This window comes from Parafrankia sp. BMG5.11 (genome assembly GCF_004337455.1).
Genome location: NZ_SJXI01000036.1, coordinates 95928 through 113974 on the forward strand (window position 1 = coordinate 95928; position 18047 = coordinate 113974).

Consider the following 18047-nt stretch of genomic DNA (forward strand, 5'->3'; position numbering starts at 1 on the left):
CATCAGCCCTGGTCGGCCGAGCCGGTCGATCCGCTCCGGTAGAAGGGACAGCGGCGTGTCGAGAACGAGAGGCGACAGAGACGACCACACCGGCGCCCGGCAACACGGGGACGACGCCGAGCTCACGCGGACGGGCTTCTTCCGGAGCTGGTTCTCCGGCGGGGGATCCCACCGCCAGCGCGGTCCGGAGTCCCAGCGTGGCGCGGACGCCCAGCGCGGCGCGGACGCCCAGCGCGGCGCGGACGCCCAGCGCGGCGCGGGGGACCGACGCGGCGGGGACGTCCGGCGTGATTCCGACGTCCGGCGTGACCCGGATGCCCGGCGTGATGCGGACGTCCGGCGTGATCCTGGTGTCGCCGGGGAGCCCGACATGGGGGTGTCCCACCGGATACCGGCGGCCAGGCCCAGGCCACAGACCGGCCACACCGCGACCTCTCCCAACACGACCGGGCTGGACGGCGGCGGTGCCGGCGGTCAGACCGTGCCCGGTCAGGGCGCCAGGGGCCAGAGCATTCCCGGCCAGGGCGCCGGCGGGCCGGGCGTCGGGGCCCAGGGCGTCGGTGGTCAGGGCGCCGAGGAACAGAGCGTCGCGGACCAGGGTGCCGCGGGAGAGAGCACCGTCGGGCGGGGGCCGGCGGAACGAGGAGGAATGACCGCAATGACCGGGACGGCGGGAACGACCGCACGAACAGGTCCCTCTGTGCCGACCGCGCCGTCCACGCCGATCGCGCCTACCGGGCCGACCGTTCCCACAGTCCCGAACCGGCGCCTCCCCCCGGACCGCCAGGGCGCGGCCGGCCGGATGACCATGCCCGACCGGGTGCCGCGCACGGAGATCATGGGAGTCCCCGCGCCGGTGCCGCGCGGCCGACCCGGGCCGGCCGAGCACCGGGCCCGGGTCATGGTCCTGGTCGGCACCCGTCCGGAGATCGTGAAGCTGAGCCGAATCATCGCGGCGCTCGAGCGGGCCGTGGACGTCTGCCTGGTCCACTCGGGCCAGCACTATGACTACGAGCTGAACCAGGTGTTCTTCGACGAGCTCGGTATCCGCAAACCGGACCACTTCCTCGACGCCGTCGGCGCGAGCGCCGCCGAGACCATCGGCCGGGTGATCGCCCGCTCCGACGCGGTGTTCGTCGACGAGTCCCCGGACGCGCTGCTGCTCTACGGGGACACGAACACCACGCTCGCGGTCATCGCGGCCCGGCGGCGGCACATCCCGGTGTTCCACCTGGAGGCCGGGAACCGCTGTTTCGACGACCGGGTCCCGGAGGAGATCAACCGCCGGCTGGTCGACCACCTCAGCGACATCAACCTCCCGCTCACCGAGCACGCGCGGCGCCACCTGCTGGCCGAGGGTCTGCCGGCGCAGCGGATCTTCGTCACGGGCTCGCCGATGAAGGAGGTCCTCGACCACTACGCGCCGCTCGTCGACGCCTCACCGGTGCTCACGAACCTCGGTGTCACCGCGGGCCACTTCCTGGTGGTCAGCGCGCACCGGGAGGAGAACGTCGACGCGCCGGAGCTGCTCATCGGCCTGCTGGAGACACTCAACGCGCTGGCCGCCCGCTACCGGGTGCCGATCATCGTCTCCACTCACCCGCGTACCCGGGATCGTCTCGACGCCCTTGAGGCGTCCGGCCGCGCCCCGGCGACCGACGGCCTCGTCCGTTTCTGCCGGCCCTTCGGGTTCGCGGACTACATCGCGTTGCAGCGGGCGGCGCAGTGCGTGATCTCGGACAGCGGCTCGCTGACCGAGGAGGCCTCGCTGCTCGGGTTCCCCGCGGTGATGATCCGGGAGGCGCACGAGCGCCCCGAGGGCGTCGACCACGGAGTGGCGGTCTCCTGCCTGCCCCGGCCGGACCGGGTCCTCGCCGCGGTCGACCTGGTCGTCGACGCGGCGCAGGGGGACCGGGCACCGCGGATCGTCCCCGATTACGACGTGGACGACGTCTCCCGCCGCGTCGTACGGATCATCGTCAGCCACATCGACTACGTCCGCCGCACCGTCTGGTTCGAGCGCCCACCAGCCGGGACCAGCGAACCAACGCCCGGAGGCACCTCCCTGACCCTCCCATAGCCCAGCCCCAGCCCCTGGCCCGGCTGGGCCGGGGCCGCATCGCGGAGCCCGGAAGCGGGGCCGGACCGCCGGGCTGGTGGTGGCCGCTAGTCGGTGTCGGCGCGGGGGTGTTCGGCCAGCAGGGCGGTGAGGTTGGCGAACAGGGAGGGGGGAGCGGCTATGACGAGGTCCTCGCTGGCTTCCCGGCCGTCCAGGCCGCCGACCCGCAGGCCCGCCTCGGCGGCGATCAGTGCGCCCGCCGCGTGGTCCCAGGGGTGTAGTCCGCGTTCGTAGTAGGCGTCGACGATGCCCGCCGCGGCGGCGCAGAGGTCGAGGGAGGCCGCGCCCATCCGGCGGATGTCGCGGACCCTGGGCACGACCCGGGTCAGCACCGCGGCCTGGGTCGTCCGGCGGCGCTCGGTGTATCCGAAGCCGGTGGCGACGAGTGCGCCGCCCAGCTCGGTCACCGCCGAACCGGTCAGCTTCGTCGGCTCCCCGGCCGTCGGCCCGAGCGACGCGCCCGCGCCGGTGCCAGCGCCCAGGTCGCCCCCGCGATCCGTGCCCACCGGTGTCTCCCAGCGGAAGGCGCCGCCGCCGCGGACAGCGGTGTATGTGACTCCCATCGCGGGCGCGTGCACCACGCCCGCCACGATCTCGCCGTCCAGCTCGGCCGCGATCGACACCGCCCAGTTGGGCAGGCGGTAGAGGAAGTTGACTGTCCCGTCGAGGGGGTCGACGATCCAGCGGACGCCGCTGGTGCCCGCTGTGTCGGAGCCCTCCTCGCCGAGCAGGCCGTCGTCCGGGCGGGCTTCGCGCAGGCGGCGGGCGACGAGGGCCTCCGACGCCCGGTCCAGCGCGGTGACGACGTCGGTCGGCGAGGATTTCGTCGCCTCGGCGGCGACCGTGCCGGCGCGGCCGGTGACGAGCAGGGCCCCGGCCTCGCGGGCGACGTCCAGGCCGAGGTCGAGCAGGGCGGCCGGGGCCGGGCGGAGGGTGCTGGGGGGCGCGTCCACGGTGCTCATCCTGCCAAGGCTGGCCGGCGGCGGGAGCGGCGAGGGGCCCGCGGCCCGCACTCCCGCCGCGAGGGCGACGATCGCGTGCCCCGTAGGATTGTGCGCGTGGTGGCAACGGACAGTACGGAACGGCCGACCCGCGCGGTGCCCGCCAAGCCGAGCTTGGACGGGATCGAGACCCGCTGGTCCGAGCAGTGGCACGAGCGCGGGACCTATGAGTTCGACCGGTCGGCGCCGCGGGAGCGGGTCTACTCGGTCGACACCCCGCCACCGACCGTGAGTGGCTCGCTGCACGTAGGCCACGTGTTCTCGTACACCCACACAGACCTGATCGCCCGCTTCCAGCGGATGCGCGGGCGCGAGGTCTTCTACCCCATGGGGTTCGACGACAACGGGCTGCCGACCGAGCGGCGGGTGCAGAACTACTACGGCGTGCGGTGCGACCCGTCGCTGCCCTACGACCCGGATTTCACCCCGCCGGAGAAGCCGGGCAAGGACCAGCTCCCGATCTCCCGGCGCAACTTCGTCGAGCTCTGCGAGACGCTGACGATCGAGGACGAGAAGGGCTTCGAGGAGCTCTGGCGCCGTCTCGGGCTCTCCGTCGACTGGTCGCACACCTACGCGACCATCGACACCCGGTCCCGCGCGGTGGCGCAGCGGGCCTTCCTGCGTAACCTCGCCCGCGGCCAGGCATACCTGGCCGAGGCCCCGACTCTGTGGGACGTCACGTTCCGCACCGCGGTCGCCCAGGCCGAGCTGGAGGACAGGGAGCGCCCCGGCGCGTACCACACGCTCGCGTTCGGGCGGCCCGGCGGCGACCCGGTGGTGATCGAGACGACCCGTCCGGAGCTGCTGCCGGCCTGCGTGGCACTCGTGGCGCATCCCGACGACGCGCGCTACCAGCCGCTGTTCGGGCAGACGGTGCGCACGCCGCTGTTCGACGTCGAGGTGCCGGTGGTGGCGCACCGGCTGGCTGATCCGGAGAAGGGCTCCGGCATCGCCATGATCTGCACCTTCGGTGACCTCACCGACGTCATCTGGTGGCGTGAGCTGCGGCTGCCCGCCCGCGCGGTGATCGGCCGGGACGGCCGCCTGATCGCCGAGGCCCCCGAGGTGATCTCGTCGCCGGCCGGCCGGGAGCACTACGCCCAGCTCGGCGGGAAGACGATCGCCGCCGCGCGGACGGCGATCGTGGCGGCCCTGCAGGAGTCCGGCGCGCTGCTCGGTGAGCCGCGGGCGATCAATCACCCGGTCAAGTTCTACGAGAAGGGCGACCGGCCGCTCGAGATCGTCACCACCCGCCAGTGGTACATCCGCAACGGCGGCCGGGACGAGCAGTTGCGTGAGCAGCTGCGCCAGCGTGGCAGCGAGCTGCGCTGGCACCCCGAGTACATGCGGGTGCGCTACGAGAACTGGGTGGACGGCCTCAACGGCGACTGGCTGATCAGCCGGCAGCGTTTCTTCGGTGTGCCCTTCCCGGTCTGGTACCCGCTCGACGCGGACGGCCAGCCCCGCCACGACGCCCCGATCGTCGCGGCCGAGGCCACCCTGCCCGTGGACCCGTCCAGTGACGTCCCCCCGGGCTACACGGCCGAGCAGCGGGGCGTGCCCGGCGGCTTCATGGCCGACCCCGACGTCATGGACACCTGGGCCACCTCCTCGCTGACGCCGCTGATCGCCAGTGGCTGGGAGAGCGACCCGGCGCTGTTCGCGCAGGTGTTCCCGATGAACCTGCGCCCCCAGGCGCACGAGATCATCCGGACCTGGCTGTTCTCGACCGTGCTGCGCAGCCACGACGAGTTCGGCACGCTGCCCTGGACGGACGCGGCGATCTCGGGTTGGATCCTCGACCCGGACCGCAAGAAGATGTCGAAGTCCAAGGGCAACGTGGTCACGCCCATGGGCCTGCTCGAGCAGCACGGCTCGGACGCCGTCCGCTACTGGGCGGCCTCGGGCCGTCCGGGCACCGACACGGCCTTCGACGTCGGCCAGATGAAGACCGGCCGCCGGCTCGCCATCAAGATCCTCAACGCGAGCCGGTTCGTGCTGGGCCTCGCCGAGGCGGGCGAGGGCGAGGTCTTCGAGAGCGGCGCGGCCCTCGCGGCCGACGCCGCACCCGGCCCGGCCGCGATCACCGAACCGCTGGACAGAGCACTGCTCGCCGAGCTCGCCCGGGTCGTCGACACGGCCACCGGCGCGTTCGAGGGCTACGACTACACCCGGGCGCTCGAGGTCACCGAGACCTTCTTCTGGCGGTTCTGCGACGACTACGTCGAGCTGGTCAAGGGCCGGGCGTACGGCGGGCACGGGGAGGCCGGCGCCGCCTCCGCCCGGGCGACGCTGTCGATCGCGCTGTCGACGCTGCTCACCCTGTTCGCGCCGTTCCTGCCGTTCGTCACCGAGGAGGTCTGGTCCTGGTGGCGGGCGGGCTCGGTGCACCGGGCCCGCTGGCCGGAGGCCGCCGAGGTCCGCGAGGCCGCCGGGGACGGCCAGCCCGAGCTGCTGGACGCGGTCGGCGCCGCGCTCTCCGCGGTGCGCCGGGCCAAGTCCGAGGCGAAGGTGTCGATGAAGGCCGAGGTCGCCACCGCCCGGGTCAGCGGTGACGCCGACGTCGTCGCGCTGGTCGGGCAGGCTGCCGTGGACCTGCGCAGCGCCGGCGGGATCTGGGAGCTGAGCCTGGTCGGCACCGGCGGCGAGCTGGCTGTCGACGTGGTGCTCGTCCCGCCGGCCGGCTGATCGTCACCGTCCGCGACGGGGGTGCGGTGTGACCGACAGGCCCGACGTGGGCGGCCCCGGTGCGCTGGCCGAGGCGTTCGAGGCGGAGCGCGGGTACCTGCGCGCCGTGGCCTACCGCATCCTCGGCTCGGTCACCGACACCGAGGACATCGTCCAGGACGCCTGGCTGCGCCTCGCCCGGACCGACCCGGCCGCCATCGAGGACCTGCGCGGATGGTTGACCGTGGTCGTCGGCCGGCTCTGCCTCGACCATCTCCGCTCGGCCCGGGTCCGGCGGGAGACCTACGTCGGGCCGTGGCTGCCCGAGCCGCTGGTCGACCCGTCCGGTCCGGGCGGGTCGGGTGGGTCGGCGGTGGCCGGCGTCGCGGCCCACACCGGCAGGGGTCGGCCGGGCCCGGCCGGCGGGGGCGGCGCGACCGGCCCGGCCGGCGAGGTCACGGCCGTGGCCGCCGAGCGGGCCGACCCGGCGGACCGGGTCACCCTCGCCGAGTCGGTCAGCATGGCCATGCTGGTCGTCCTGGAGTCACTGAGCCCGGCCGAGCGGACCGCGCTGATCCTGCACGACGTCTTCGGCTTCGGCTTCGAGGAGGTCGCAGAGGTGACCGGCCGCAGCCCGGCCGCCAGCCGGCAGCTCGCCAGCCGCGCCCGGCGGCACGTGCGGGAGCGGGCCGTCCGCTTCGATCCCGACCCGGCCCAGCGGCGCGGTGTCGCCGATGCGTTCCTGGCGGCCGCCGCCGGCGGTGACCTGGCCGCGCTGCTGCGCGTCCTCGACCCGGACGTCGTGCTGCGCTCGGACGGCGGCGGTGTGGTGCGCGCCGCGCTGCGCCCGATCGACGGGGCGGACAAGGTGGCGCGGTTCCTGCACGGCCTGATCGAGAAGGGCCGCCGGCAGTACGGGACCGCGGTGCGCTTCGTCCCGGTCGAGGTCAACGGGGGAGCGGGTATCGCCACGTACGCCGGTCCGCGGCTGGTGAACGTCGTTGCGCTCACGGTGTGGCGCGGGCTGGTCACGGAGATCGACGTCGTGGTCAACCCGGCGAAGCTGCGCCATCTCACGCAACCGCCACACGGCGGCTGAGTACGTCGCCACCCGCCCGGACGGGCGCCGCGACCAGCGGAAACCATGAGTGCCACGGGTGGCGGCACGATACGGCAGGATGGAAACGTGGCCATCTACGCGTTGGGGGACCTCGAACCCTCGATCGATCCGTCCGCGTACGTTCATCCCGACGCGACGGTGATCGGGAACGTCACGATCGGCCCGGAGTCGACGGTCTGGCCCGGCGTCGTGCTCCGCGGCGACCATGGGCGCATCGTGATCGGCGCGCGGACGTCCATCCAGGACGGCACGGTGATCCACACGACCGCGCAGTTCCCCACGATCGTCGGGGACGACTGCGTGATCGGGCACATCGTGCACCTCGAGGGCTGCGTGGTCGAGGACGGCTCCCTGGTCGGCTCCGGGTCGATCGTCCTGCACCAGGCCCGGGTGGCACGCGGCGCCCTGGTCGCCGCCGGCGCCGTGGTCGGCAACCGGATGGTGGTTCCCGAGCGGGCGATGGCGTTGGGCATCCCGGCGAAGATCCGCGAGGGCGCCGCCTCGCAGGAGCTCATCACCATGGCGGCCGCCCACTACGTCGAGAATGGACGCCGCTTCCGCAAGGACCTGCGCCGCCTGGACTGACCGAGGCCCGCGGCCGAGGCCGCTGCCCGGCGTTCGGTGATCCGTGGCGGTTGAGCGAGTCGTGGATGTCACTCAACCGCCACAGTTGTACGCAGCGGTGCCGCCGTCGGCCTAGTTCTCCGAGGTCGAGATCTCCGGGCGCAGCATGCCGGGGGGCGGGGAGCCCGTCGCCCGGGCCCAGCCGCGCGCGGCGACCCGCTCGGCGGCCAGCCGGCCGAGACCGATGGCCAGGCCGGAGAGCGCGGCCCAGGCGATCGCCTCCGCCCAGGAGGTCTCCGGGTCCGCCGGGTTCACCGGCGGGTCGGACTTGCGTATCTTCCGGTAGGCCGCGGTGACGCCCCTGCTCGCCGCGGTGCCGGCGAGCGCGGTCGCCGCGCCGCCCACGATCTTCCATCCCATCTTCGAAGCCGGTCCGGCCACCCCACACCTCTCGTCCGTGCGCCCCGACTCGCCGGGGCGCAGCTGGTATCGCTCTTCCGCCCTACCCCGCGGCGCGCGGTTTCCTCCTCGCGACCGCCGGAGGTCGGGTCGTCCTCGTGTCGCCGGCATGTGCCGGCCGTCTCGTCACGGGGAGTCGTTAGTGTCGCGGACAGCCCGCCCGGGTGAGGACGACCCAGGAGAATCATGACCGCGACCACCCCCACGCCACCCGGCGCCCCGCTTCCTGTCGGCGCCCTGCGCGCCTACGTTCCACCAGCCGACGCCGTGCCCGGTGATGGCGTGGCCGGCGACATCGTCCCCGGCGCGCAGCGCCCCGAGCCGCCGACCCGCCAGCCGACCGGTGATTCGGTGCCGCCGACCGGCCAGCCGGCCGTCGGTGCGGGCACGCTGGAGGTGCTGGTCCGCCGTCTGGACCCGGATCTCCCGCTGCCCGCCTACGCCCAGCCCTCGGACGCCGGCGCCGACCTGGTGACCGCGCAGGACGTCACGCTGGCGCCCGGTGAACGGGCCATCGTCGGAACCGGCCTCTCCGTCGCGCTGCCCGAGGGTTATGCGGCTTTCGTGCATCCCCGCAGCGGACTGGCCGCGCGACACGGTCTGTCCGTGGTCAACGCCCCCGGAACCGTCGATGCCGGTTACCGTGGAGAAGTCAAGGTGATACTTATAAACACCGATCGAAGTGAAGTCATCGCTCTCCGTCGTGGGGATCGGGTGGCTCAGCTCGTGGTCCAGCGGGTGGAGCACGCGGTCTTCCGCGAGGTCGACCTGCTCCCGGATTCCGTCCGGGGCGCGGGCGGCTTCGGGTCGACGGGCGGTTTCGGGCGGTCCTCCGACGGTGGACCGCGAAGGGAGGGCCACGGTGTTCGGTCGGGGTCGTAGGTCGTCGGCCGTCATGGCGGCCGACCCGAGGGCGGAGGAGCCGGACGACGTCGATCTGGTCGGCCCCTTCGACCTCGAGGAGGCGCCCGACGACGACGTGCACAGGCTCGACCTCGGGGCGCTGCGGGTGCCGGCGCTGCGCGGCGTCCAGGTGCAGTTCCAGGTGGAGGAGTCGACCGGCAAGCCGCTCACCGTCGTCGTGACGGACGGGCGCAGCGCCATGGAGCTCGCGGTGTTCGCCGCGCCGAAGACCAGCCCGCTGTGGGACGACGTCCGCACGGAGATCCTGGAGACCGTGCGGGACACCGGCGGCAGCGAGGTCGAGGGCCCGTACGGGCTGGAGCTGCGGCTGCGGCTGCCCACGAGCCAGCCGGGGGAGACCGTGCCCGGGCGGATGATCGGCGTCGACGGGCCCCGCTGGTTCCTGCGGGCCGTCGTGACCGGCGCGGCGGGGCAGGACCCGTCGGCCGGGCCGCTGCTCGACGAGACGCTCGGTGGGATCATCGTGGTCCGCGGCGACTCGGCGATGCCCGTTCGGGATCCGCTGCCGCTGCGGCTGCCGAAGGAGATCTCCGAGCATCCGGACGGCCCCGGCGCGGAAGCCGAGCAGCGCTCGGATTCCAGGCCCGCGATCCCGGTTCCCGGCGTTCGGATCAGCGAGACCCGCTGACCCTTTCCCGGCCCGTCGGGCCGCCGCGCCGAGGCCGGTGACCGGAGGCGGAACGGCGCCGAAACAGTACGGGAACGAGTCCGTGGCGCGCGGCGGGCCCTCGCCGGCTGTCCCATCATGGGCGCGATCGGTGGTGGCGGGTGGTCCGTCCACCTCATAATCCCGGTTCAGGGCGCCGATGCGTGGGCTCGTGGTGGGATTCCCACCCGCCGGTCCGGTGACGTCCCAGGTTTCGGATTCCGTCGCCCGGCTTCGGGAGCGGTTCGATGATCGGAGGAGCCGTGGGCGAGGGGCGCGGCTGGTTGGGACGACGGTTCCACCGGCTGACAGCGGACAACCAGGAACTTGAGGACGAGGAGCTGCGGCAGGCGTCGGTCGCCGTCGGCGCGGACCCGATGCACGCCTGTCGGGACCGCGAGGAGGCGTGCGTCGCCGGATCCATACGTTCGGTAACCGTCCGGGCGCGTTCGGGGGCACCGAGTCTGGAGGTCGACCTCTATGATGGAAGCGGCACCGTGACTCTCGTGTTCCTCGGCCGCAAGCACATCGCGGGCATAGAGGCCGGTCGATCGGTCAAGGCATCCGGTCGGGTCGTCGTGCGCGACGAGCGGACCACGATGTTCAATCCCCGCTACGAGCTGCTGCCAGCCTCCTCGACCAGCGCCTGAGTGGCGCCCGGCGACAGGACTACACCGCCCATGCCACCAGCGTCTCCGCAGGATCCGTCAGTGCCGAACCCGGCGACGGGTCCGGGCGACCCCGGCGGAGCGGCCGTGACCCCGGTCGACGGCGTCGCGGTACCGGGGGCGGGCCCTGGCCTCCCGGCCGGGCACGACGACGCTGGTGGCCGGGCCGGTGGGATCGCCAGCCGGGCCGGTGGGTTCGGTGGCCGGTCCGGTGGGTCCGGCGGCCGCGGCACCGGTGGTGAGCCACCGGTCACGCTGGCAGAGGCGGTGGGCGGCCCGCGCGGAATCATCGACAGCGCCATTCCGACGGTGGCGTTCGTCACCGTCAACGCCGAGGCCGGCCTGACGGCGGGGATCGTCGTCGCGATCGCGGCGGCGGCCGGGCTCGTGGTCCTGCGGGTGGTGCGACACGAGCCCGTCCAGCAGGCGTTCTCCGGGCTCTTCGCGGTCGGGTTCGCCGCCTTCATAGCCTCCCGGACGGGCAGCGCCGAGGGCTTCTTCCTGCCCTCGATAGCGAAGAACGCCGTCTGCGCCGTCGTCGGCCTCGGCTCGGTCCTCGTCGGGCGTCCCGTCGGCGGCTACGTGATGGCCGGCTTCGACCAGCGGTACTCCAACTGGCGGGAGACACCGTCCGTCCGGCGGGCGGCGGTCTGGGCCACCTTCGTCTGGATCGCGGTGTTCGCGGCGCGGTTCGCGATCCAGGGCGTGCTCTACCTCGCGGGGGAGTCCGGCTGGCTCGCGGCGGCGAACATCGTGCTGGGTCTGCCGTTGTTCGGCGCGGCCGTGCTGGCCACCTTCGCGATCGTCCGGCGCCTCGCCCCGCTGGCGGAGGACGAGCCGTCCGGGGAGGACGGTCAGACCGGCGAACCCGGCCAGCTCGCCGCGGGCATCCCGAACGACTGACAGACCGCGCCCCCGGCGCGACGACCGGGATCGGCTAGAGCACCCCGGAGACGCGCTGGTTCCGGCTGGCGTCGGCGGGGACGGCGCCGAGCAGCGCCGCGAGGCTCTCCTCGGCCTCGCTCGTGGTCGCGACGGCCAGCACCTCGTCGCCCGGCTCGAGCGTGCTGTCCGGTGACGGGACCACCGCGTTGCCGTCCCGCAGGATCACGACGACGGCGGAGTCCGGTGGGAGGTCGACGTCGCCCAGCCGCCGGCCCACGACGGGCGCGTCCGCGGTCAGGGTGAGCTCGACGAGGGAGGCGTCGCCCTGGCGGAACTTCATCAGGCGCACCAGGTCACCGACGCTCACCGCCTCCTCGACCAGCGCGGTCAGCATGCGCGGCGCGGACACCGCCACGTCGACGCCCCAGGACTCGGTGAACAGCCACTCGTTCTTGGGATGGTTGACCCGCGCGACCACCCTGGGCACGCCGAACTCGGTCTTCGCCAACAGCGAGACCACGAGGTTGACCTTGTCGTCGCCGGTGGCGGCGACCATCACCGCGCAGCAGTCCAGGCCGGCGCCGTCGAGGGAGGACAGCTCGCAGGCGTCGGCGAGCAGCCAGTCCGCCGCGGGCAGCGCGTCCCGGCGGATCTTGTTCGGGTCGCGCTCGATGATGAGCACCTCGGAGCCGTTCTCCAGCAGTTCCGCGGCGATCGAGCGGCCGACCTTGCCGGCGCCCGCGATCGCCACCCGCCGGTTCGCCGTCCCGCTCCGCTCGGCGGCCCCGTCCTGTTCGGTGCCCCCGGTACGCGCGTCCGGATCCGCGGTCATCGCAGGTCCTCGTCTCTCGTCGTCAGTCGTGCCGGCGTCGCCAGTGGTGCCCGCGTCGTCAGTCGTGGTCGGGGCCGGTGCGGATGATCGCGTCCGCCTCGGTGGCCCGCGCCTTGGCGACCGCGATGTGCAGGACGTCGCCGTCCTGCACCATGGTCCGCCCGTCGGGGAGCAGGCCGTCGCCGAACCGGGTCACGCACGCCACCCTGACCTCGGCCCGGGACTCCAGCTCGGCGAGCCGCCGTCCCACCCAGCCGCGCGCCGGCGTGACCGCCGTGAGCAGCACCGAGCCGGACGTGTCCGTCCACTCGGGGGTGACGGCGTCCGGGACGAGACGACCGAGGATCTGGTCGCGCGTCCAGCGCACCGTGGCGACGGTGGGGATGCCGAGGCGTTCGTAGACCTCGGCCCGCCGGGGGTCGTAGATGCGGGCCACCACCCGCTCCACGCCGAACATCTCCCGGGCGACCCGGGCGGAGATGATGTTCGAGTTGTCCCCGCTGGAGACCGCGGCGAACGCGGCCGCCCCGGCGATGCCGGCCTCGACGAGGGTGTCCCGGTCGAAGCCCATGCCGGTCACCGCCCGTCCGCCGAAGCCGGCCGACAGGCGATTGAACGCGGCCGGGTTCTGGTCGATGACGGCCACCGAGTGGCCGAGCCGCTCGACGGCACCAGCCAGGGATGAGCCGACCCGGCCGCAGCCGAGGATCACGACGTGCACGGGAGGTGAGCGTAGTCCGATCGGGGTTGCCCGGTCGATGTCTGTCGGCCACCCGTCCTGGCAGCTCATCGGGCACGTGTGCCGCTATGGCCGGGTTGGAGTGCGCCACGTCACACACACTGGGGAGGTGGGATCGGGGTCGGTAGCATCGCCGCGTGGCGCTCACAGACCGACTGAAGCGCGGATTCGTCGGTCGCCCCATCGGCTCGGACCGACTCGGTGAGACATTGCTGCCCAAGCGGGTCGCGCTCCCCGTGTTCGCCAGCGACGCGCTCTCATCGGTCTCCTACGCGTCGGAGGAGATCCTTCTCGTCCTCGCGCTCGGCGGACTCACGCTGCTGCACTACACGCCGTGGATCGCGGGCGCGGTCGTGATCCTCATGCTGACCGTGGTGGCGTCGTACCGGCAGAACGTGCACGCCTACCCCAGCGGCGGCGGCGACTATGAGGTGGCCTCGGTCAACCTCGGCCCCCGCGCCGGCCTGATGGTCGGCAGTGCCCTGCTGGTGGACTACGTGCTCACCGTCGCCGTGTCGGTGTCCGCGGGTGTCGCGAACCTGACATCGGCGGCGACGGGGCTCGCCGAGCACAAGGTGCTCATCGCCAGCCTCCTGGTCGTGCTGCTCACGCTGGTCAACCTGCGCGGTGTGCGTGAGTCCGGGTCGGCGTTCGCCGCGCCGTCCTACGCGTTCATCCTCGGCATCCTCGTGATGATCGTGACGGGGCTGGTGCAGACCGTCTTCGGGGACGCACCGCGGGCCGAGAGCGCCGGTTATGAGGTCCACGCGGAGCAGAACTTCGCCGGCCTGGCCCTGCTCTTCCTGGTTCTGCGCGCCTTCGCGTCGGGCTGCACGGCGCTGACGGGTGTCGAGGCGATCAGCAACGGCGTGCCCGCCTTCCGCCGGCCGAAGAGCCGCAACGCCGCCACCACGCTGCTGATGATGGGCGTCATCGCCGTCACCATGTTCGTCGGCGTGACGGCGCTGGCCCTCATCTCGGACGTCCACATCGCCGAGAACCCGGCGGACCTCATCGGGGCGCACGGCGAGCAGCGGACCGTCGTCGCCCAGATCGCGGCCGCGGTGTTCGGGGACGGCTCGGTGGGCTTCATCTACGTGGCCGCGGTGACCACGCTCATCCTCATTCTGGCGGCCAACACCGCCTTCAACGGCTTCCCGGTGCTCGGCTCGATCCTCGCGCGCGACGGCTACCTGCCCCGCCAGCTGCACACCCGCGGCGACCGGCTCGCCTACTCCAACGGGATCGTGCTGCTGGCCGGGTTCGCGATCCTGCTCATCGTCGTGTTCGACGCGCAGGTCACGGCGCTGATCCAGCTCTACATCCTCGGTGTGTTCATCTCGTTCACCCTCAGCCAGACCGGGATGGTCCGGCACTGGGCGCGCCTGCTGCGCGAATCCGACCCGGCCGCTCCCGACGGCTCCGCCCCGCTGGTGGCGGGCGGCGGGCGGAGGGCCGAGCACGGTGGCGAGCGGAATGGTGACCCGCTGGCCGGCGGCGTGCCGCTGGACGCGAGCATGCGCCGCAGGATCCGCCGCTACCAGGCCATCAGCTTCCTCGGGGCGTGCCTGACCGGGGCCGTGCTCATCCTCGTGCTGCTCACCAAGTTCACCCGCGGGGCCTGGATCGTCTGCATCGCGATCCCGGTGATCTACCTGGGCATGCAGGCCATCCACCGGCACTACGACCGGGTCGCCACCGAGCTGACGCCCGAGCCCGGGCCGCCGACCCTGCCGTCCCGGGTGCACGGGGTGGTCCTGGTCAGCAAGATGCACGCGCCGACCCTGCGCGCGCTGGCCTACGCGAAGGCCACGAAGCCGCACACGCTGGTCGCCGTCACCGTGGCCGTCGACCCGGCCGAGACGGAACGGCTGCGCCAGGCCTGGGAGGAACGCGGTATCAAGATCGATCTCGTTGTACTGGCGTCGCCGTACCGGGAGGTGACCCGCCCGGTCCTCGACTACGTCGCCCGCATCCGGCGGGAGAGCCCGCGCGACGTGACCGCGGTGTTCGTCCCGGAGTACGTCGTCGGGCGCTGGTGGGAGCACCTGCTACACAACCAGAGCGCGCTGCGGCTCAAGGCCCGGCTGCTCTTCCAGCCCGGGGTGATGATGATCAGTGTCCCGTGGCAGCTCGCGTCCAGCTCGCACGCGCAGACCAGGCAGGAGTCGGTCGGCGCGGGCGCGGTCAGACGGGGCAGCGCGGCCCCGCCCGGGCACTTCCGGCCCGGGCACCGGGGGCCGGGGCCGGGGAGCGCTGGTGGCGGTGACGCCGCCGTGACCGCGAACCCGCCGGCCAGTTCAAACGCGGCGCCGCCCGGGGATGCCCCGTGAGCGGGCGCCCGGCGCGGCCGTCCAGCGGGACCAGGCGACACCCCACGGCACCGGACGGCACGGCGGAGCGGACCGGACGGCCGGTCCGGCACCGCGCCGGCGACGCCGCCCGGGACCGCGCCGGCGACGCCGCCCGGGACCGCGCCGGCGATACCAGCCGGGACCGGCCGGAGCGGGCCGATCGAGACCGGACCGACAGGGTGGGCGGGGTGACGCGTCCCGTCCCCGTCCCGCCCAGCGAACTGGTGGAGCTTGACGTCGGCCCGGTCGCGCACCGTGGGCTCTGTGTGGCCCGCGCCGGCGGTCGGGTCGTGTTCGTGCGTCACGCGCTGCCCGGCGAGCGGGTACGGGTCCGGATCACCGACGTCTCCCACGACCGTTACTGGCGCGCCGACGCCGTCGAGATCCTCGTCGCCTCCCCGGACCGGGTGGCGCCCCCCTGCCCGCACGCGCGTCCCGGCGGGTGCGGAGGGTGCGACTGGCAGCACGCCACGCCCGCCGCGCAGCGCCGGCTCAAGGCACGGGTGGTCGAGGACGCGCTGCGGCGGCTGGCCGGCCTCGAGCGCGCCGTGCTGGTCGAGGCGTTGCCGTCGGAGGGGCCCGACGGGCTGGGCTGGCGCACCAGGATGCGCTTCTCGCGGACGCCCGACGGCGGCGTCGGGCTGCGCGCGCACCGCTCCCACGAGGTGGTGCCCACTCCCGACTGCAAGATCGCTCATCCGCTGCTCGCCCGGGTGATCGCAGACCCGGTCTTCCTGACCGGCGACGGCTCGCCCGAGGTGACCGGCCAGGCGGTGGAGCTTGTGGCGATGCCCGGCGACGCCGTGGCGTACTCGACGCGGTCCGGCGGGTGGCGCGTCACCGAGACCGGCCTCGCCGCCGACGCCGAGGGCCCCGGTCCTGACCGCGGCGAGCCGGCGCCGGTCGAGGTGGTCGAGACGGTCGAAGGCCGCGAGTTCCGGCTGGAGCCGGGGGTCTTCTGGCAGGTCCACCCGGCCGCCGCGGCGACGCTGGTCGCCGCGGTGCGCGAGGCGGCCGCGGCCGCGGCGGGGGACACGGCCCTCGACCTGTACTGCGGGGCGGGGCTGTTCGCCGCGTTCCTCGCCGAGGCGGTCGGACCGACCGGGCGGGTCATCGCGCTGGAATCCGACGAGGCCGCCGTCCGCTCCGCCGCGCGGAGCCTGGCGGATCTGCCCTGGGTGTCGCTGCGTTCCCTGCGGGTGACCCCGGCGACGGTCCGCGGCCTCGTCGGCGCGGCGGACCAGCCGGCCGCGCCCGCCGACGGCCTCCCGGCCGGCGGCGCCACGCCCGGCCCGGCCCGGCGGGCGGTGGACGTCGCGGTGCTCGACCCGCCGCGGACCGGCGCGGGTCGTGAGGTCATGACCGAGCTCCTCGCGCACCGGCCGCGCCGGGTCGTCTACGTGGCCTGCGACCCCGCCGCGCTCGCGCGGGACGTGGCGGTCGCGGCGGGCGAGGGGTATCGGCTCACCGAGCTCCGCGCGTTCGACCTGTTCCCGATGACCTCGCACGTGGAGTGCGTGGCGACCTTGGAGCCCGCGCCCGCGGGCGCGACCGGTGCCGCGGGCGCGACCGGCTCCGAGGACGCGGCCGGCTCCGAGGACGCGGCCGGCTCCGTGGAGCCGGCCCGGCCAGGCACGGGCAGCACGGCGCTACCGCGATGACCGTTGACGGCCACGTGGCCGCGCCGCAAGGCTTTGTGTTCATGCCCCGAACGCCGCCCGGCTCCCAGTCGTCGCTGCGCGCCGCCAACCGGGACCGGGTCCTGGGCGTGCTGCGGCGGGAGGGCAGCCTCGCCCAGGCGGAGATCGCGCGGCTGACCGGGCTGTCCCCGGCGACCGTCTCCAACATCGTCGGTGAGCTCCGCGAGAGTGGGGACGTCGACGCGCGCCCCGCGGTGAGCGGCGGGCGGCGGGCGGTCCGGGTGTCGCTGTCGCGGCGGTCCGGAGTCGTGATCGGGCTCGACTTCGGCCACCGCCACCTGCGGGTCGCCATCGGCGACCTCGCGCACGAGGTGCTGGCCGAGGACGTCGTCGACATCGACGTCGATCACCAGGCCCAGGAGGGCATCGCGACGGCCGGCCGGCTGGTCGACGACCTGCTCGGGCGGCTCACCGTCGACCGGGCGGACGTGGTCGGCGTGGGCATGGGCCTGCCCGGCCCGATCGACGCGGTCACCGGCGCCGTCGGATCCTCGGCGATCCTGCCCGGATGGGTCGGCGTGCCCGCCGCCGCGCAGATGTCGGAGCGGCTCGGGCTGCCCGTCCGGGTCGACAACGACGCCAACCTCGGTGCCCTCGCCGAACTGCACTGGGGCGCCGGCCAGGGCGTCCGCGACCTCGCCTACCTCAAGGCCTCCACCGGCGTCGGCTCCGGCCTGGTCATCGACGGGCGCGTCCACCGCGGCGGAGCGGGAACCGCGGGCGAGATCGAGCATACCACGCTGGACGAGAACGGCTCGGTCTGCCGCTGCGGAAACCGCGGCTGCCTGGAGACGATCGTCGGAACGTCGGTGCTGCTCGAGTCGCTGCGCACGAGCCACGGGCCGGACCTCACCGTGCGCGGGATGATCGACCGCGCGGTCGCCGGTGACGCGGGATGCGCCCGCGTGGTCTCGGACGCCGGCCGGGCCATCGGGAACGCGGCCGCGAACCTGTGCAACCTGCTGAACCCCCAGATGATCGTCGTGGGCGGCGACCTCGCGGCGGCGGGGGAGACCCTGTTGGAACCGATGCGCCAGGTGGTGCACCGCTTCGCCGTTCCGGCGGCCGTCCCGACAATCGTGGCCGGCGTGCTCGGCGAGCGTGCGGAGGTCCTCGGCGCCCTCGCGCTGGTGCTGCGCGAGGGCGAGCCGATCCCGCGCTGACCGGGCGCCAATCCTGACCGGCGCCGCGCTGACCCCTCCGGCCTGACGGGCGCGTCCGCGCAGGCCCAGCTCCGGAGTACCAGCTCAGGGCGTGTTCCGGCCCCACCGCCGCGACCCTGAGTCGCCGATCTGTTCCTTCGGGTCGTGATGCCATCGGAACATGAATGAGAAACTTTGCGGACCTAATCCTTGTATTCAAGTCTTGA

Annotated in this window: 15 protein-coding genes; 11 read left to right on the plus strand and 4 right to left on the minus strand. The window is 73.8% G+C overall.

Going from position 1 to position 18047, the window contains the following annotated elements; translation table 11 throughout:
* Positions 1-55 precede the first annotated feature (55 nt).
* Positions 56-2080 (plus strand): non-hydrolyzing UDP-N-acetylglucosamine 2-epimerase, encoded by a 2025-nt coding sequence (gene wecB / locus E0504_RS24280; RefSeq protein ID WP_243657604.1) that lies wholly within the window; start codon positions 56-58, stop codon positions 2078-2080.
* Between the two features lie 86 nt (positions 2081-2166).
* On the opposite strand, the gene E0504_RS24285 is transcribed toward wecB, so the two are convergent.
* Positions 2167-3081: an inositol monophosphatase family protein gene (locus E0504_RS24285; RefSeq protein WP_112108824.1), complete on the minus strand. Its 915-nt coding sequence runs from the start codon at positions 3079-3081 to the stop codon at positions 2167-2169.
* Positions 3082-3177: 96 nt separating this feature from the next.
* On the opposite strand from E0504_RS24285, the gene valS reads away from it, so the two are divergent.
* From valS to E0504_RS24300, 3 genes are all read left to right on the plus strand, one after another.
* Positions 3178-5808: a valine--tRNA ligase gene (valS, locus tag E0504_RS24290; RefSeq protein ID WP_112108825.1), complete on the plus strand. Its 2631-nt coding sequence runs from the start codon at positions 3178-3180 to the stop codon at positions 5806-5808.
* A gap of 28 nt (positions 5809-5836) precedes the next feature.
* The gene (locus tag E0504_RS24295) at positions 5837-6886 is read left to right on the plus strand and encodes a sigma-70 family RNA polymerase sigma factor (RefSeq protein WP_131625924.1); all 1050 of its coding nucleotides are present in this window, start codon (positions 5837-5839) and stop codon (positions 6884-6886) included.
* Between the two features lie 87 nt (positions 6887-6973).
* Positions 6974-7492: a gamma carbonic anhydrase family protein gene (locus E0504_RS24300; RefSeq protein WP_235014496.1), complete on the plus strand. Its 519-nt coding sequence runs from the start codon at positions 6974-6976 to the stop codon at positions 7490-7492.
* Positions 7493-7603: 111 nt separating this feature from the next.
* Here E0504_RS24300 and E0504_RS24305 read toward each other — a convergent pair whose 3' ends face one another.
* Complete coding sequence (locus tag E0504_RS24305) at positions 7604-7912, minus strand: DUF4235 domain-containing protein (RefSeq protein WP_112108141.1); 309 nt, start codon at positions 7910-7912, stop codon at positions 7604-7606.
* A 204-nt stretch (positions 7913-8116) separates the two neighbouring features.
* Between E0504_RS24305 and dut the strand changes: the two genes are divergently transcribed.
* The 4 genes from dut (at position 8117) to E0504_RS24325 (ending at position 11071) form a co-directional block, all read left to right on the plus strand.
* On the plus strand, positions 8117-8812 hold the full coding sequence (dut, locus tag E0504_RS24310; protein ID WP_071061625.1) for a dUTP diphosphatase: 696 nt from the start codon (positions 8117-8119) through the stop codon (positions 8810-8812).
* The gene (locus E0504_RS24315) at positions 8793-9482 is read left to right on the plus strand and encodes a DUF3710 domain-containing protein (RefSeq protein ID WP_071061629.1); all 690 of its coding nucleotides are present in this window, start codon (positions 8793-8795) and stop codon (positions 9480-9482) included. Before dut ends, E0504_RS24315 begins: the two co-directional genes overlap by 20 nt.
* A 281-nt stretch (positions 9483-9763) precedes the next feature.
* The gene (locus E0504_RS24320) at positions 9764-10150 is read left to right on the plus strand and encodes an OB-fold nucleic acid binding domain-containing protein (RefSeq protein WP_071061631.1); all 387 of its coding nucleotides are present in this window, start codon (positions 9764-9766) and stop codon (positions 10148-10150) included.
* Positions 10151-10255: 105 nt separating this feature from the next.
* Positions 10256-11071, plus strand: a complete 816-nt coding sequence (locus E0504_RS24325; protein WP_112108148.1) for a DUF3159 domain-containing protein — start codon at positions 10256-10258, stop codon at positions 11069-11071.
* Between the two features lie 34 nt (positions 11072-11105).
* Here the strand turns inward: E0504_RS24325 and E0504_RS24330 are convergent, their stop codons facing one another.
* Complete coding sequence (locus E0504_RS24330) at positions 11106-11885, minus strand: TrkA family potassium uptake protein (protein WP_235014493.1); 780 nt, start codon at positions 11883-11885, stop codon at positions 11106-11108.
* A 58-nt stretch (positions 11886-11943) separates the two neighbouring features.
* Positions 11944-12606, minus strand: coding sequence for a TrkA family potassium uptake protein (locus E0504_RS24335; RefSeq protein ID WP_071061635.1), 663 nt, complete (start codon positions 12604-12606; stop codon positions 11944-11946).
* Positions 12607-12761: 155 nt separating this feature from the next.
* On the opposite strand from E0504_RS24335, the gene E0504_RS24340 reads away from it, so the two are divergent.
* Genes E0504_RS24340 through E0504_RS24350 form a run of 3 tightly spaced genes read left to right on the plus strand, consistent with a single transcriptional unit; the run spans position 12762 to position 17841 of the window.
* Positions 12762-14957 (plus strand): APC family permease, encoded by a 2196-nt coding sequence (locus E0504_RS24340; RefSeq protein ID WP_112108138.1) that lies wholly within the window; start codon positions 12762-12764, stop codon positions 14955-14957.
* Positions 14954-16639 (plus strand): class I SAM-dependent RNA methyltransferase, encoded by a 1686-nt coding sequence (locus E0504_RS24345; RefSeq protein WP_373693933.1) that lies wholly within the window; start codon positions 14954-14956, stop codon positions 16637-16639. Before E0504_RS24340 ends, E0504_RS24345 begins: the two co-directional genes overlap by 4 nt.
* Positions 16636-17841, plus strand: a complete 1206-nt coding sequence (locus tag E0504_RS24350; RefSeq protein ID WP_207974589.1) for an ROK family transcriptional regulator — start codon at positions 16636-16638, stop codon at positions 17839-17841. Before E0504_RS24345 ends, E0504_RS24350 begins: the two co-directional genes overlap by 4 nt.
* The last annotated feature ends 206 nt before the right edge of the window (positions 17842-18047 follow it).